The sequence below is a fragment of the Nocardioides jiangxiensis genome (assembly GCF_030580915.1).
GTDB classification, from domain to species: Bacteria; Actinomycetota; Actinomycetes; order Propionibacteriales; family Nocardioidaceae; genus Nocardioides; species Nocardioides jiangxiensis.
The window spans coordinates 196,491-211,068 of the sequence record NZ_JAUQTA010000002.1 but is presented as its reverse complement, the minus strand read 5'-3'; the positions used below and the strand labels follow the sequence as shown (position 1 = coordinate 211,068).

Genomic DNA, 14,578 nt, shown 5'->3' with positions numbered 1-14,578 from the left:
GTTCAGGTCCTTCCGGATCAGACCAGGTCGGCGGGCGACGCGAGCGTGCCCTTGACGGCGGTGGCGGCGGCGACGGGGATCGAGACGAGGTGCGTGCGACCGCCCTTGCCCTGACGGCCCTCGAAGTTGCGGTTGGACGTCGACGCGGAGCGCTCCTGCGGCTTCAGCGTGTCCGGGTTCATGCCCAGGCACATCGAGCAGCCGGCACCACGCCACTCCGCACCGGCCTCGATGAAGACCTTGTCCAGGCCCTCCTCCATCGCCTGGTTGCGGACGCGGACCGAGCCCGGGACGACGAGCAGGCGGGTGCCCTCGGCGACCTTGTGGCCCTTGATGATCTCGGCGGCGAGGCGCAGGTCCTCGATGCGGCCGTTGGTGCAGGAGCCGACGAAGACCGTGTCGACCTTGACCGAGCGCAGCGGCTGTCCGGCCTCGAGGCCCATGTACTCCAGCGCCTTCTCGGCGGCGAGCTTGTCGGAGGCGTCCTCGAAGTCGTCCGGCGACGGGACGTTGGAGCCCAGCGGCGCGCCCTGGCCCGGGTTGGTGCCCCAGGTGACGAACGGCGTGACGTCGGCCGCGTCGATCACGATCTCCTTGTCGAAGGTCGCGTCGGCGTCGGTGACCAGGGTCTTCCAGTGCGCGACGGCGGCGTCCCAGTCAGCACCCTTCGGTGCCTCGGGCTTGCCCTCGATGTAGGCGAAGGTGGTCTCGTCGGGAGCGATGAGGCCGGCCTTGGCGCCCCACTCGATCGACATGTTGCAGATCGTCATGCGGCTCTCCATGGAGAGCGCCTCGATCGCCTCGCCGCGGTACTCGACGATGTAGCCCTGGCCACCGCCGGTGCCGGTCTGGGCGATCAGGTAGAGGATCAGGTCCTTGGCGGTGACGCCCTCGGGGAGCTGGCCGTTGACCGTGACAGCCATCGTCTTGGGCTTGGCCTGCGGCAGCGTCTGCGTCGCGAGGACGTGCTCGACCTCGGAGGTGCCGATGCCGAACGCGATCGCGCCGAACGCGCCGTGGGTCGAGGTGTGCGAGTCGCCGCAGACGATCGTCATGCCCGGCTGGGTCAGGCCCAGCTGCGGGCCGACGACGTGGACGATGCCCTGCTCGATGTCACCGAGCGGGTGCAGGCGGACGCCGAACTCGGCAGCGTTCTTGCGGAGGGTGTCGACCTGGGTCTTGGAGACCGGGTCCGCGATCGGCTTGTCCCAGTCGAGCGTCGGGACGTTGTGGTCCTCGGTCGCGAGGGTCAGGTCGGGGCGGCGGACCTTCCGGCCGGCGATGCGGAGACCGTCGAAGGCCTGCGGCGAGGTGACCTCGTGCAGGAGGTGGAGGTCGATGTAGAGAAGGTCCGGTTCGCCTTCAGCGCTGCGGACGACGTGCTCGTCCCACACCTTCTCCGACAGGGTCTTGCCCATGGAGGTCTCCCTTTGTGAGTGCCAATGCCGAGGCCCGGTCCGGGCCACGTCACAGAGCCTACGCTTGCATCCCACGGATTGAGATGTCAGTATCGGCATATGGACAACACCAGTGGAGTCGGCGTTCTCGACAAGGCCGCGCTCGTGCTCGCCGCTCTCGAGGCGGGCCCTGCCACCCTCGCCGGCCTCGTGGCCGGCACCGGTCTGGCCCGGCCCACGGCACATCGTCTCGCAGTCGCGCTGGAGCACCACCGCCTGGTCGCCCGCGACCTCCAGGGCCGCTTCGTGCTGGGTCCGCGCCTGGCCGAGCTCTCCGCCGCCGCCGGCGAGGACCGCCTCCTCGCCGCCGCCGGTCCCGTCCTCGCCCGCCTGCGCGACATCACCGGTGAGTCCGCGCAGCTCTGGCGTCGTCAGGGCGAGCACCGCGTGTGCGTCGCCGCCGCCGAGCGTCCCTCCGGCCTCCGCGACACGATCCCCGTCGGCTCCCAGCTGACGATGCGCGCCGGCTCGGCTGCACAGGTCCTGCTCGCCTGGGAGGACCCGGAGCGCATGCACCGCGGCCTGCAGAACGCCGCCTACTCGGCCACCGCCCTCTCCGGCATCCGCCGTCGTGGCTGGGCCCAGTCCGTCGGCGAGCGCGAGCAGGGCGTCGCGTCCGTCTCTGCGCCGGTCCGCTCCCCCAGCGGCAAGATCATCGCCGCGGTCTCCGTGTCGGGCCCGCTCGAGCGCCTCTCGCGCCAGCCGGGCCGGATGCACGCCCCCGCCGTGCTCGCGGCCGCCGAGCGGCTCTCCGAGTCGCTGCGTCGCGCCGCTGCCGAGTGACACCGAGAGTTCCCCCGGCGCTCACCCGCCCGTGGCCCACGGAGACCACGGTGGTGCCATGCGCACCCGCACCGCTCTCGGCCTGACCACTGCGGCCCTGCTGACCACGACGCTGGCCGCTCCGGCCGGCGCCGCCCGCCCCGACACCGCTCCGGCGTACACGTTCGCCGTCATCGGCGACATCCCCTACGGCGCAGCACAGGTCGCGGCGTTCCCGGGCTGGGTGGACCAGATCAGCGCCGACCCGGACGTCCAGCTCGTCGCCCACCTCGGTGACATCAAGAGCGGCTCCACCACCTGCGACGACGCGTACTTCGCGGCCATCCGCACGCAGTTCGACCGCTTCGACACGCCGCTCGTGTACACGCCGGGCGACAACGAGTGGACGGACTGCCACCGGCCGAACAACGGAGGCTACGACCCCTACGAGCGCCTCGACCGCGTCCGCCAGGTCTTCTTCGACCACCCCGGCACCACCCTCGGCGTGCCGATGGCCGTCGAGGCTCAGCCGGCGTACCCGGAGAACGTGGCGTGGCGCGCCGGCGGTGTCACGTTCACGACCGCCCACGTGGTGGGGAGCAACAACGGGATGGCGCCGTGGACCGGCGCCACTGCCCCCAACGAGCGCCAGCTCGCCGAGGTGCCCGCCCGGACCCGGGCCGACATCGCCCAGCTCCACCACGCGTTCACCGAGGCACAGGAGAACGGCGACCGAGCCGTCGTCGTCATGCAGCAGGCCGACGTCTTCGATCCGACCTGGACGCCCACCTTCGCCGACTTCTCCGCGTTCAAGCCGTGGGTCCAGGCGCTGGTCGAGGAGTCTGCGGCGTTCGACGGCAAGGTCTACCTCTTCGACGGGGACAGCCACGTCTTCCACGTCGACCGTCCGCTCGCCGACGGATCGCCCTGGCTCGACTTCTACGGGGTCGACGGCAGCGCCGGCAACCTCACACGGGTCACCGTCGACGGGTCGAGCAACAACACCGGCTGGCTCAAGGTGCGGGTGGCTGCCCACGGGTCCCCGGTCCTCACCTGGGAGCGCCTCGCCTACCGCTGAGTCAGAACAGGGCGTCCTGGCGCTCGAGGTCGAGCAGCACCTGCTTGCGGCTCGTGCCACCGGCATAGCCGGTGAGCGAGCCGTCGGCCCCGATGACCCGGTGGCACGGGATGACGATCGGGATCGGGTTGCGCCCGTTGGCCAGCCCGACCGCACGTGACGCGGCGGCCGTCTGCCCGAGCCTTCCGGCGATCTCACCGTAGGTGAGGGTCTCCCCGAACGGGATCCGCAGCAGCTGCGCCCACACACGCTCCTGGAACTCCGTGCCGCGTGGGGCGACCGGAAGGTCGAACGTGGTGCGCTCGCCGGCGAAGTACTCGGAGAGCTGCCGGACCGCGGCGGCGAGCACCGGGTGGTCGTCCGCGCGCTCCCCCAGGGGGCGGCCGTCGGCCGGCGGACGCCAGGGTGTGAACTCGATGGCCGACACGGCTCCGCCGCGCTCGATGATGCGCAGCTCGCCGACCGGCGAGTCCGTCACGGTCCACATGGCTCAGATCATCGCAGGCAGCACCGACAGCCGGTTCACCGCAGGGAGCGACGGACCACGTGGATGGTCGTCAGCAGTGCCATGAGGGCGACTCCCCCGAGCACCAGCAGGTCGTGCGCCCACTGCCCGGTCGCGTACGTCGCGAGCGGGTCGGGCACCGCTCCCCGGACCCCGCTCTTGGCGCGCTCGAGGTGCACGCTGACCGCGTTGGCGGCGTGCGCCCACCGCGCAGGAGCCAGCCAGGCCACCTGCTCGAGGCCCGCACGGCCCGCGACCTGGACGAGGGCACCGGAGAGGACGAGCTGTCCCATGACGAGCGCGACGAGTGCCGGCATGGTCTGCTCGACCGAGCGGACGAGGGCGGAGACGAGCAGGCCCGCCCAGGCCGACGCGGTCGCGAGCAGGCCGACGGCCAGCGCGATCTCGCGCGTGCCCCAGCCGTGGACGCCGTCGCCATCGGCGGCCGGCAGGCCGACGAGCGCCAGCCAGGTGACGCCGACGCCCTGGACGAAGCAGAGCAGGCCGAGGACGAGACCCTTGGCCACGACCCAGGCGCCGGGAGACACGCCGACGGCGTACTCCCGGCGCAGCAGGGCCCGCTCCCGGACGATCTCGCGCACCGTCATCGCCGCACCCATCAGGCACGCGGCGACGAGCAGCAGGGTGAGGTGCTGGTTCGCCTCCTCGCCCAGGCGGGCACGCGCCACGCCGTGGCCGCGGGCAGCCGTCAGCGAGAGGCCCGCGCCTCCCGGGACCACGCGGCTCAGCGCGCCGAGCAGCAACGGCATCAGCACGAGGAGCGCGACGGTCAGCCGGTCGGAGAACGCTGCCACCGCGGTGCGACGCAGCAGGGTGAGCAGCTGGGCCGCGGGACGTCGCCGCTCCGCGACGACGAGGGTGCCGGGAGGCCTGAGCCGCGGGCGCTCGACCGTGGTGCCCGCAGGCGGGACGTCGCCGGACTCGAGGAGGTCGAAGAGCTCGGGGTAGTCCAGACAGCCGAAGTGGCCGAGCAGCGTCTCGGGCGCGCCGACGTGGGCGAGGCGCCCGCCACGGGCCAGGACGACGACCTGGTCGCAGGCCTCGAGGCCGATCACGGAGTGCGTGACCGCGACGACCGTGCAGCCGTCGTGCGCGAGGTCGCGCAGCTGCTCCATGACGCTGCGGTCGAAGCCCGGGTCCAGCCCGGTCGTCGGCTCGTCGAGGAAGAGAAGGTCGGGTGCGGTGAGGAGCTCCGCCGCGATGGCGAGGCGCTTGCGCTGTCCGCCGGAGAGGCTGCTGATCCGCTGGTCACGCTGGCCCGCGAGACCGAGGCGGCCGAGCACGTCGGCGACGCGGGCCTCGCGCTCGCTGCGCGAGGCGGCGGGCGGCATGCGCAGTGCGGCGGCGAAGCTGAGCTCCTGGCGGACGGTGAGCTGCGGGTGCAGGAGCTCCTCCTGCGGCACGACCCCGATCCGGAAGCGCGCCAGCTCACGCTCGCTGTCGAGGTCGTGACCGTCCCAGATGACACGCCCGGTGGTCGCTGGCCGCTCCCCCGTCAGCGCGCGCAGCAGGGTCGACTTCCCGGCACCCGAGGGGCCGATGACGGCGGTCAGCGTGCCCGGGCGCAGCGCGACGGACACGTCGCGGAGCAGCCGCGTGCCCTCGACGGTCACGTTGAGGGCGTCGAGGACCAGCAGCCCCTGGTTCTCCGGCGGCGCGCCCTCCGGGCGACCCGGAGCCCGCGCCAGACTCGGGGGACGCGGAACGGCCGTGGGCCGCGCCACGGAAGGGGCAGCGGAACCGGCCGACACGGCGACGGGCACCGGCTCGCGGACAGGGGCCACGGCCGGCTCCTCACCGGGAGCTGCGAGGGGCGCTTCGACCGTTGTCCCGCGCGCGGGCTGGGGCAGCGGCTCGCGCGCAGCCGGCAGCGGCACCCCGGCCGGCTTCGGGCGCATCGAGCCGCGCGTCGGGTCACCGGGGCCGTACTCGAGGAACGACTCGACGTACTCGATGACCTCGAGCTCGACCAGCTGCCCGTCGGGCGCACCGACATGCAGCTGCACGGGCCGGCCGAGGAAGAGCGGGAGCTGGACCACCCGGCAGCCGTCGAGGAAGAGCATCGGCTGCTCTCCCACGTCCCGCACCGACCAGCCCGCCGGACCGCACTGGAGCGCGAGCGGCCCCAGCACCTCGTCGGCGTCGAACTCGCGGAAGTCCCCGTTGGTCGTGACGCGCAGGCGCTCCTGGGTGGCGAGGTCTGGGAGCTGCGTGGTCATCTCGCGGCCCACGCTAGGTCCGATTCGTCCTGGTCCGGGGCAGCCACGCCGGAGCGGCGCCGGGCAGCGACGAGCGGCTCAGGAGGCGGAGTCAGGAGGCGGAGTCAGGAGACGACGTACGCCGCGAGGTTGGCGAGGAGCTCGCCGTGGATGCGGCGCAGGCCGAGCGGGGCGAAGGTCTTCTCGAAGAAGCCGCCGACGCCGCCGGCGCCGTTCCAGGTCGTGGTGACGGTGACCTTGGTGGCCGCGTCCTCGGTGGCGACCGTGAAGGTCGTGACCATCGAGGAGTTGCGGTCGGTCTCGACGACGGAGTCGCTGGTCACGACGACGTCGGCGACGACGTCCCGGACACGCTTCTCGGTCGCGTGCAGGTGCCATGACGCGACCGTGCCGGCACCGACCCCGCCCTCGACCACCTGGTACTCGGTGTAGGCCGGCGTCAGGATCGCGGGCCGCGCCTCGCGGTAGTCGGCCAGCGCCTCGAGGACGCGGGCGGGGGCTGCGGGGACGATCGCCTCGGCGACGGCGGTGACCTGGGCCATGACTGCTGCTCCTGTACGACGTGGGGGCGGAAAGCAAAGAAGGCTTCCCGCACTCGGGAAGCCTTCCTTGATGTGGTACCCCCGACCGGATTCGAACCGGCGCTACCGCCTTGAGAGGGCGACGTGCTAGGCCACTACACAACGGGGGCGTTTCGCTGGCGATTCACTCGCTGGCGACGTTCCGGAACTCTAGCGTTTGCCTTCGTTCCGTAACAAATCCGGGCCGTGTGACCCTCATCGCTGAGGGCGATCGGACCGGATTCAGCTGGGATACAAGGACTCGAACCTTGAATAACGGAACCAGAAACCGTCGTGTTGCCAATTACACCATATCCCACAGTGCCGCCCGCAGTCCGAGGACTGCCGGGACAAGGGAAAACCCTACACGGCGCCCATCGGGACCTCCAAAACGATGGCCGGAGACCGGCCGAATCGGCCGGTGTCGGTGGTCGCTGCGAGGATGGAACCGTGCCCTCCTCCCCCGCCCGTGCCTTCGCGATCAGCGACATCCACGGCCACCGCGACGACCTCGTCCGGTCGCTCCGGGCCGCGGGGCTGATCGACGAGCAGGAGCACTGGTCGGGAGGCGACGACCGGCTCTACGTCCTCGGCGACCTCCTGGATCGGGGCCCCGACGGCATCGGTGTCATCCGGCTGGTGCGACGCCTCCAGGCGGAGGCTCCCGGCCGGGTCCACGTGCTCCTCGGCAACCACGAGGTGCTCGCCCTCGGCATGTGGCTGCATCCTCAGGAGGGCTACCTCCCGGTCTGGCAGCGCAACGGCGGCGTCCCCCGCGACCAGGCCGAGCTCACGCCGGACGACATCGGCTGGTTGACCCGGCTCCCGGTGATGGCCCGGGTCGGCGACAACCTGCTGGTCCACAGCGACACCACGGCGTACCTCGGCTGGGGGCGCAGCGTCGACGCCGTCAACGCCCACGTCACGAGCCTGCTGACCCGGCCCGACCCGAGCGGCATCGCCGAGGTCTGGCGCGGCCTCGCCCAGCGCCGCAGGTTCGTGGGCGCGAAGGGACCGGAGCAGGCCGCCAGCATGCTCGCCGCCTACGGCGGACGCCGGGTCGTGCACGGCCACAGCATCGTGGCGACCCTGCGCGGCACGGCGCCGGGCCACGGCACCCTGGCGTACGCCGGCGGCGCGGCGCTCGCGATCGACGGCGGTCGCTACGACGGCGGGCCGCTGCTGCTCGTCGACCTCAGCGCGTAGGGACCCAGCGCACACCAGTGCGGGTCGCGAGGCCCTGCCGGCGCGCGAGCCAGACGGCGAGGCCGAGGTAGACCAGCGACTGCGTGAGCGTGCCGGGCAGCGACCACCAGGTGCCGTCGGTCGGCTGGAGCGCCTCGCCCAGGTTGCCCGAGACGATCGCGAAGCCGAAGGCCAGCCAGTTGTTCACCACGTGCATCGCGATGCCGGCCTCGAGCCCGCCCGTGAGCACGACGAGCATGCCCGCGACGAGCCCGAACGCGAACCGGTCCGTGAAGACCGGCCAGCTCTGGCCGAAGCCGTGCAGCACGGCGAACACCAGCGCCGGGAAGACGACGGCCACAGCGGTCGGGAAGATCGACCCCACGGCCTGGGTGAGGTAGCCACGGAACACCACCTCCTCGGCCGCCCCCTGGAAGGGCGTCAGCAGGCCGACCGTGACGAGGAGTGCCAGCATGCGTCCGTCGAACGGGTGCGGCGTCGCCGTCAGCTCCGCCCGCGTACCGCTCGGCACCAGCGACGCCACTGCCATGGTCGCGATCATGGCGACGACGGCCATGCCCAGGCAGCCCCCGAGGTAGCGCCAGCGGATCCGGCCGGCGACGGAGACCACGAAGCCCGGCCGCAGCCCGTGCAGGGCGCGCGCGAGGGCCAGCGCGAGCGGGATGGAGGCGGACAGCCCGAGGAGGATGCCGGCCATGAGCACGGGACCGGGATCGTCGAGCGGCTTGGTGCCCGCGGGCACGCCCCCGGTCACGACGACGTCGACGAGCGCCGCCACCGCAGTGATGAGGTTGGCCAGGACGACCATCCCGACCAGGAGCGCGACGGCGCCGAGCACCGGCCTCCAGATCGCCCGCGGCCCGCTGCGCTGGAGCTGGTGGTAGCCGAGGCCGGTGCCCGCCGTCGTACTCATGGAGCCAGTGGCGCTCAGCCGAGCGCGGCCTGCAGGCGACCGAGCGTCTTCTCGCGGCCGAGCAGGTCGAGCGACTCGAAGAGCGGCGGCGAGATCTGCGCGCCGGAGGTGGCGACGCGGACCGGGCCGAAGGCCACACGGGGCTTGAGCTCCATCTTCTCGACCAGGCGCTGGGTGAGCGCCTCCTCGATGGTGACGGTGGTCCACTCGTCCAGGCCACGCAGCGCGTCGTACGCCGCCTTCACGACCTCGAGGCCGGCCTCGTTGAGCACCTTCGCCTTCGCGGCCTCGTCGATGCGGAAGTCCTCCTCGGCGACGAAGAAGGACTTCACCAGGCCCGGCGCCTCGGCGAGCTTGCGCAGGCGCGGCGCGACCAGCGGCATGAGCTGGTCCAGGAGCACGCTCTCGTGGGCGGTGAGCGTCTCCCCGACGATGCCTTCGCGCTGCAGGAACGGCAGGATCCGCTGCTTGCAGTCGTCCTCGCTGAGCAGCTTCATGTGCTCGGTGTTGATGGCGTCGCACTTCTTGATGTCGAACTTCGCCGGGTTCGCGTTGACGTCGGCGATGTCGAAGGCGGCGACCATCTCCTCCATCGTGAAGACGTCGCGGTCGGCCGCGATCGACCAGCCGAGCAGCGCGAGGTAGTTGAGCAGCCCCTCGGGGATGAAGCCCTGGTCGCGGTAGGCCAGCGCGTGCGCCTCGGGGTCGCGCTTGGAGAGCTTCTTGTTGCCCTCGCCCATGACGTAGGGCAGGTGGCCGAACTCGGGCGTCTGCTTGGCGATGCCGAGCTCCTTGAGCGCCTCGTAGAGGGCGATCTGGCGCGGCGTGCTGGAGAGCAGGTCCTCGCCGCGGAGCACGTGGGTGATCTCCATGAGCGCGTCGTCGACCGGGTTGACCAGCGTGTAGAGCGGGTCGCCGTTGGCACGGGCGAGCGCGTAGTCGGGGACGAACCGCGTCTCGAAGGTGACCTCGCCGCGGACCAGGTCGTTCCAGGTGATCGAGCCCTCGGGCATCCGGAAGCGGACGACCGGCTGGCGCCCCTCGGCGGTGAACGCAGCGACCTGCGCCTCGCTCAGCTCGCGGCAGAAGCCGTCGTAGCCGATGACCTTCGAGCCCGACTCCTTGCGGCGCGCCTCGACCTCGTCGTTGGTGCAGTAGCAGTCGTAGGTGTAGCTCGAGGCCTTCAGCTGCGCGAGCGCGTCGACGTAGATGTCCGTGCGCTCGCTCTGGCGGTACGGCGCGTGGGGGCCGCCCACCTCGACGCCCTCGTCCCAGTCGAGGCCGAGCCAGGTGAAGAGGTCGAGGATGCCGGCGTACGACTCCTCGGTGCTGCGGGCCTTGTCCGTGTCCTCCATGCGGAAGACGATCGTGCCTCCGTGGTGGCGGGCGAAGGCCCAGTTGAAGAGGGCCGTGCGCGCCAGGCCGACGTGCGGGGAGCCCGTCGGCGAGGGGCAGTAGCGGACGCGGACGGGAGTCGTGCTCATCGGGCAGCAACCTTGTTGGTGAGGGCGCCGATGCCGGAGACCAGGATCTCGATCTCGTCGTCGGCGCTGAGCGGGCCGACACCCTCGGGGGTGCCGGTGAGGATGACGTCGCCGGGCAGCAGGGTCATCACGCTGCTGACGTGGGCGACGAGGGTCGGGATGTCGAAGACGAGGTCCTTGGTGGAGCCGTCCTGGACGAGGTCACCGTTGAGGTAGGTCTGCACCTGCACGTCACTCGGGTCGAGCTCGGTCTCGATCCAGGGGCCCAGCGGGCAGAACGTGTCGAAGCCCTTGGCGCGCGTGAACTGTCCGTCCTTGCGCTGCAGGTCGCGCGCGGTCACGTCGTTGGCCACGGTGTAGCCATGAATGACGCGGCTGACGTCCTCCTTGGTCGCCGGGACGTCGCGGCAGATCCGGCCGATGACGACGGCGAGCTCGCCCTCGTAGTGCACCTCCTCGCTCTGCGCAGGGAGGCGGATCACGTCGTTGGGACCGATCACCGAGGTGTTGGGCTTGAGGAACATCAGCGGCTCGGCCGGGACGTCACCACCCATCTCGGCGGCATGCGCGGCGTAGTTCTTGCCGATGCCGATGACCTTGCTCCGCGGGATGATCGGGCTGAGCAAGCGCACGTCGCCGACGGCGTACTCCTTCTCGAGGAGCTTGACGCCGACGTAGAGCGGGTCGCCGGCGAGCGCGACGATGACCGCGTCGTCCTCGGGCTGGCCGAACTGGTCGACCTCCCCCGTCAGGACGCCGTAGGAGATCTCGTCGCTGTCGCCGCTGAGCGGGGTGAATCGAACGATGCGCACGGGCGCAAGGTTATCGGGCGCCCAGCACCGCCTCGACCGACGCCCTCGCGCGCTCGGGCTCGTCCCCGTGCCCAATGAAGAAGGCGGTCAGGCCCGGCACGAGCACCCGGCTCCGGCCCGGTCCGGCCACGACGAACCCCGTGGCCTCCAGGAGCGCGTATCCGTGCACGAGGCTCCACCACTGGAAGGACAGGTCGACCGCTCGCCCGTCGCGCAGGCGGGCGAGCGCCAGACCCCGCTCCAGGCTGGCCGCGACCCGGTCCAGGGTCTGGCGCCGGCCGCGCTGGTCGGTCGACGGCAGCGGCAGCGTGAAGCGACCGAGCGGCGCCGTGCCGAACATGACGGAGTAGAGCGCTGCATGGTCGGACGCGAACTCGAGATAGGCGGCCGTGAGCGCTGCGACGTCCCGCATGGGGTCATCGGTCAGGTCCACGGCGAGGAACGCCCGTTCGAGCATCGCGAAGCCCTCCTCGACGACGGCCGCGACGAGGGGCTCCATCGCACCGAAGTGCGTGTACACCGCCATCGTCGAGGTGCCCGCCGCCGCCGCGACCTTCCGGACGGTCAGCGTTGCCGCACCTCCCTCGGCGACGAGCTCGGCCGCGGCCTCGACGAGCCTGCGACGCATGTCACCGGAGCTCACCGGTGCACTCGCTTTACATCTGCGAGATACTTGTACATAACGTTTGTTATACCAGTGAGGTCCCCATGCGCACCATCCGTCTGGCCACCGTGGCCTGGCTCGTCATCGCCACTGTCGTGCTCGTGTACGCACCCATGGCCTTCGAGTACACCGCTCGACTCTTCGGAGGCGGACCGGAGCTGTGGGACCACACCTTCAGCGCGACCGTCGGCAGCGCCCATGCACTGGGCTCCGGCTCGATCCACCACGAACAGCAGCAGGTCTACTCCACGCACCGGTGGGTGCTGCTCGCCCACACCACCCTCGGCTCGGTCGCGATCGCCCTCGCGGTCTTCCAGCTCACCGACCGCAGCCGGCGCCGCCCGGGGGTGCACCGCCTCCTCGGCCGCATCCAGGCGACGCTCGCCGTGCTGGCGATGCTCGGCGCGATGACGTTCCTCGTCCTGGTCGGCCCCGGCGGGACGTACGACGGTCCGGCGTTCTACCTGCAACTGTGGGCGCTCGCGATCGGCACGCTGGCGGGCACCGTCCTCGGCGTCACGGCCGCGCGGCGCGGGCAGATCGCGACGCACCGCGTGCTCATGACGTACGCGTTCGCACTGCTGTGCACCGCGCCGTTCCTCCGGCTCCTCTACCTCCTGCTCGGACTGGCCTGGCCCGGGGTCACCCAGGAGGTCACGAACCTCGCCGGCGGCTGTATCGAGGCGGTCTGGGCGCCGATGGCCGCGATCATCGCCTCACGGGTCCTGCCGGCGCCACGACGTCGGGTCGACCGCCGGCCGGTCACGTCCCTCCTCGAGCCGGCAGCGACGACCGTCGGAGGCCTCGGCCTGCTCGCCCTCGTCGTCGGGTACGCCGCGACCTTCGACGGGCTGGACCGGGTCACCCTCACCGCGCTCGTCGCCAACGCTCTCGGCCTCGCCCTCACGGTCGTGAACCTGCGTGCCGCGGCCGAGCCGGCGGCACGTGAGGAGTGGCGCGTCCATCACGCCGCGATGCTGGCCGGTGCACCTGTGACCGCGGTCCTCTGGGTGGTCTACCGGCTTCCCTTCACCACCGAGCAGGCGTTCTACGGTGCCCTGCTGACCGGCCCCGCCGTCACGCTGTCGCTCGGGCTCCTCGTGATCGCCTGGCACCGACGCCGCCCTGCACGCGTCACCGCCGCCGCCTCCGTCATCGCCTGAGGGTCAGCGCACCGAGACCACGTTGGTGCGGGCGGCCTTGTCATGCAGGGCCTGACGCTTGCCGTCCCAGAGCGGCCACAGGACGTCGAGGAAGCCGAACACCATCATCACCAGGAAGCCGACCACCGTCAGCGCCAGGGAACCAGTGAGCACGGTCAGGGTGCACAGGTAGGCCAGGCCGCTGGCCACGAGCACGCGGATCCCGATGGCGCCCCACGGCAGGCGACCGGGCTGCTCGCGCAGCCGCACCCGCAGGCCGAGCGCCAGCTTGCCCAGCGTCGCACCCTTCCAGCGCAGCATCAGCACGATGTAGAGGAAGCCGATGACGGTCACCCACGCATCACCCGCGAACTGGTCGCGGAGCACGCCGACGTAGCCGTGCCAGTAGGCCCCGACGTCCGGGGACGTGGAGGTCAGGTAGCGATCGCTGAGGTTCTGGAGGCGCTCCTGGGAGTCGACCTGCGACGGCAGCGTCAGCACCAGGCTTGGCACCACCAGCACCACGATGTCGATGATCTGCGCGAGCACGCGCGCTCCGTAGCTCGCCAGCGGCACACCGTCCGGCGTGGTCGGCCCCGCCGGCCGGGCGGCGTACGCCGGAGAGACGTACTGCTGGGCCGGGGCGACGTGCTCGGTCCAGGCTGTTCCGTCCCAGTAGCGCAACGTGGGGACGCCCGTGGTGGGCATCGGGTCGGGTACCAGCCGGCAGCGACGTCAGACATGTCGAGCACCCTAGACGCGTGGCCGCGCCCGCGGGGTCGAAGAGGCAGCGTGAGCGCACACCGACATGCCCGTCATCGTCGCCTTCGACACCGCGCCGGCACGAGGGCGACGTGGTCCGAGTCGACGCGCGCGGCGATCGCGAAGTTGCAGGCCTCCCCCGCCTGACCGGATCCTTGACGGCGTGACCGTGCTGGACCCGCTGGACGTCGAGGCTCGCGCCGCGGCCCATGGCGCGAGGCTCGCGCCGTACGTGACGCCGCACCTGGCACGGCGCGCCGCCGGCGTGAAGCACCCGGTCCACGACTTCCTCTTCACGTACTACAACTTCCGCCCCGGGCAGCTGCTGCGCTGGAGCCCCGGCGTCCCGGCAGGTGACCCTGCCGTCGAGGCCCGACGCCCCCGCATCGAGCAGGTCCACGAGCTGCTCGTCGCCACCGCGAGCCGTGCCGGCAACTTCGGCTGCTTCGGGCTCCACGAGTGGGCCATGGTCCACGGCGCCGAGCCCAACCGGCATCCGATGCCCCTGCGGCTGGGAGCCGCCGAGACCGATCGCGTGACGGAGTCACACCGGATCGCCTGCTCGCACTTCGACGCCTTCCGCTTCTTCACGCCATCCGCGGCCGGCAGGAACACCCTGTCTCCCGGTCCCACCGACCGGCCGGCGTACGAGCAGCCGGCCTGCCTGCACGGCGGCATGGACCTCTACAAGCACGCCTACCGGCTCTCGCCGATGATCTGCTCGGACCTGGTCGCCGACGCCTTCGAGCTGGCCTGGGACATCCGGATCCTCGACATGCGGGCGGCGCCGTACGACATGACGGGATGGACGCTCGACCCGACCGGCGAGGAGTGGACGCCCGTCGCCATCGAGACGCCGGAGGGCAAGGCGGAGTACGTCGCCCAGCAGCGTGGTTTCGCCGAGCGCGGCGCGCCGATCCGCGCGGCCCTGATCGCCGAGTGCGAGCGACTCCTCGGATGACCTGCACGAACCGACACGATGACGCGTCACGC

The 14,578-nt window shown here is 71.6% G+C and carries 14 protein-coding genes and 2 tRNA genes; 5 read left to right on the top strand and 11 right to left on the bottom strand.

The window, feature by feature from the left end:
- Nucleotides 1–17: 17 nt before the first annotated feature.
- On the bottom strand, nucleotides 18–1,418 hold the full coding sequence (gene leuC, locus Q5722_RS12340; protein WP_305028565.1) for a 3-isopropylmalate dehydratase large subunit: 1,401 nt from the start codon (nucleotides 1,416–1,418) through the stop codon (nucleotides 18–20).
- Between the two features lie 99 nt (nucleotides 1,419–1,517).
- On the opposite strand from leuC, the gene Q5722_RS12335 reads away from it, so the two are divergent.
- Together Q5722_RS12335 and Q5722_RS12330 are read left to right on the top strand one after the other, a co-directional pair.
- Entirely contained in the window at nucleotides 1,518–2,240 is a 723-nt protein-coding gene (locus tag Q5722_RS12335; protein WP_107700199.1) for an IclR family transcriptional regulator, read from the top strand.
- A 58-nt stretch (nucleotides 2,241–2,298) separates the two neighbouring features.
- A complete protein-coding gene (locus Q5722_RS12330; protein WP_305028564.1) occupies nucleotides 2,299–3,297 on the top strand; it encodes a metallophosphoesterase family protein in 999 nt (332 codons plus the stop codon).
- Nucleotide 3,298: 1 nt separating this feature from the next.
- On the opposite strand, the gene Q5722_RS12325 is transcribed toward Q5722_RS12330, so the two are convergent.
- The 5 genes from Q5722_RS12325 to Q5722_RS12305 all read right to left on the bottom strand — a co-directional run bounded on the left by Q5722_RS12325 (nucleotide 3,299) and on the right by Q5722_RS12305 (nucleotide 6,921).
- Nucleotides 3,299–3,784, bottom strand: coding sequence for a methylated-DNA--[protein]-cysteine S-methyltransferase (locus tag Q5722_RS12325; protein WP_305028563.1), 486 nt, complete (start codon nucleotides 3,782–3,784; stop codon nucleotides 3,299–3,301).
- A 35-nt stretch (nucleotides 3,785–3,819) separates the two neighbouring features.
- Nucleotides 3,820–6,042: an ATP-binding cassette domain-containing protein gene (locus tag Q5722_RS12320; protein WP_305028562.1), complete on the bottom strand. Its 2,223-nt coding sequence runs from the start codon at nucleotides 6,040–6,042 to the stop codon at nucleotides 3,820–3,822.
- Nucleotides 6,043–6,146: 104 nt separating this feature from the next.
- Nucleotides 6,147–6,584, bottom strand: coding sequence for an SRPBCC family protein (locus Q5722_RS12315; RefSeq protein WP_305028561.1), 438 nt, complete (start codon nucleotides 6,582–6,584; stop codon nucleotides 6,147–6,149).
- A 73-nt stretch (nucleotides 6,585–6,657) separates the two neighbouring features.
- Nucleotides 6,658–6,733: transfer RNA gene (locus Q5722_RS12310), tRNA-Glu, on the bottom strand.
- A gap of 116 nt (nucleotides 6,734–6,849) precedes the next feature.
- Nucleotides 6,850–6,921 (bottom strand) — tRNA-Gln (locus tag Q5722_RS12305).
- A 131-nt stretch (nucleotides 6,922–7,052) separates the two neighbouring features.
- Here Q5722_RS12305 and Q5722_RS12300 point away from each other — a divergent pair.
- Nucleotides 7,053–7,808, top strand: a complete 756-nt coding sequence (locus Q5722_RS12300) for a metallophosphoesterase (RefSeq protein ID WP_305028560.1) — start codon at nucleotides 7,053–7,055, stop codon at nucleotides 7,806–7,808.
- On the opposite strand, the gene Q5722_RS12295 is transcribed toward Q5722_RS12300, so the two are convergent.
- Genes Q5722_RS12295 through Q5722_RS12280 form a run of 4 tightly spaced genes read right to left on the bottom strand, consistent with a single transcriptional unit; the run spans nucleotide 7,798 to nucleotide 11,645 of the window.
- A complete protein-coding gene (locus tag Q5722_RS12295; RefSeq protein ID WP_305028559.1) occupies nucleotides 7,798–8,721 on the bottom strand; it encodes a CPBP family intramembrane glutamic endopeptidase in 924 nt (307 codons plus the stop codon). The genes Q5722_RS12300 and Q5722_RS12295 overlap by 11 nt on opposite strands.
- Before the next feature lie 14 nt (nucleotides 8,722–8,735).
- Nucleotides 8,736–10,205, bottom strand: coding sequence for a glutamate--tRNA ligase (gene gltX, locus Q5722_RS12290; protein WP_305028558.1), 1,470 nt, complete (start codon nucleotides 10,203–10,205; stop codon nucleotides 8,736–8,738).
- On the bottom strand, nucleotides 10,202–11,017 hold the full coding sequence (locus Q5722_RS12285; protein WP_305028557.1) for a fumarylacetoacetate hydrolase family protein: 816 nt from the start codon (nucleotides 11,015–11,017) through the stop codon (nucleotides 10,202–10,204). Before Q5722_RS12285 ends, gltX begins: the two co-directional genes overlap by 4 nt.
- A gap of 10 nt (nucleotides 11,018–11,027) precedes the next feature.
- Nucleotides 11,028–11,645: a TetR/AcrR family transcriptional regulator gene (locus tag Q5722_RS12280; RefSeq protein ID WP_305028556.1), complete on the bottom strand. Its 618-nt coding sequence runs from the start codon at nucleotides 11,643–11,645 to the stop codon at nucleotides 11,028–11,030.
- An 80-nt stretch (nucleotides 11,646–11,725) separates the two neighbouring features.
- On the opposite strand from Q5722_RS12280, the gene Q5722_RS12275 reads away from it, so the two are divergent.
- Nucleotides 11,726–12,844, top strand: a complete 1,119-nt coding sequence (locus Q5722_RS12275; protein ID WP_305028555.1) for a DUF2306 domain-containing protein — start codon at nucleotides 11,726–11,728, stop codon at nucleotides 12,842–12,844.
- A 3-nt stretch (nucleotides 12,845–12,847) separates the two neighbouring features.
- Here Q5722_RS12275 and Q5722_RS12270 read toward each other — a convergent pair whose 3' ends face one another.
- Nucleotides 12,848–13,531 (bottom strand): RDD family protein, encoded by a 684-nt coding sequence (locus Q5722_RS12270; RefSeq protein WP_305028554.1) that lies wholly within the window; start codon nucleotides 13,529–13,531, stop codon nucleotides 12,848–12,850.
- A gap of 217 nt (nucleotides 13,532–13,748) precedes the next feature.
- On the opposite strand from Q5722_RS12270, the gene Q5722_RS12265 reads away from it, so the two are divergent.
- A complete protein-coding gene (locus Q5722_RS12265) occupies nucleotides 13,749–14,546 on the top strand; it encodes a 3-methyladenine DNA glycosylase (protein WP_305028553.1) in 798 nt (265 codons plus the stop codon).
- Nucleotides 14,547–14,578: the final 32 nt, after the last annotated feature.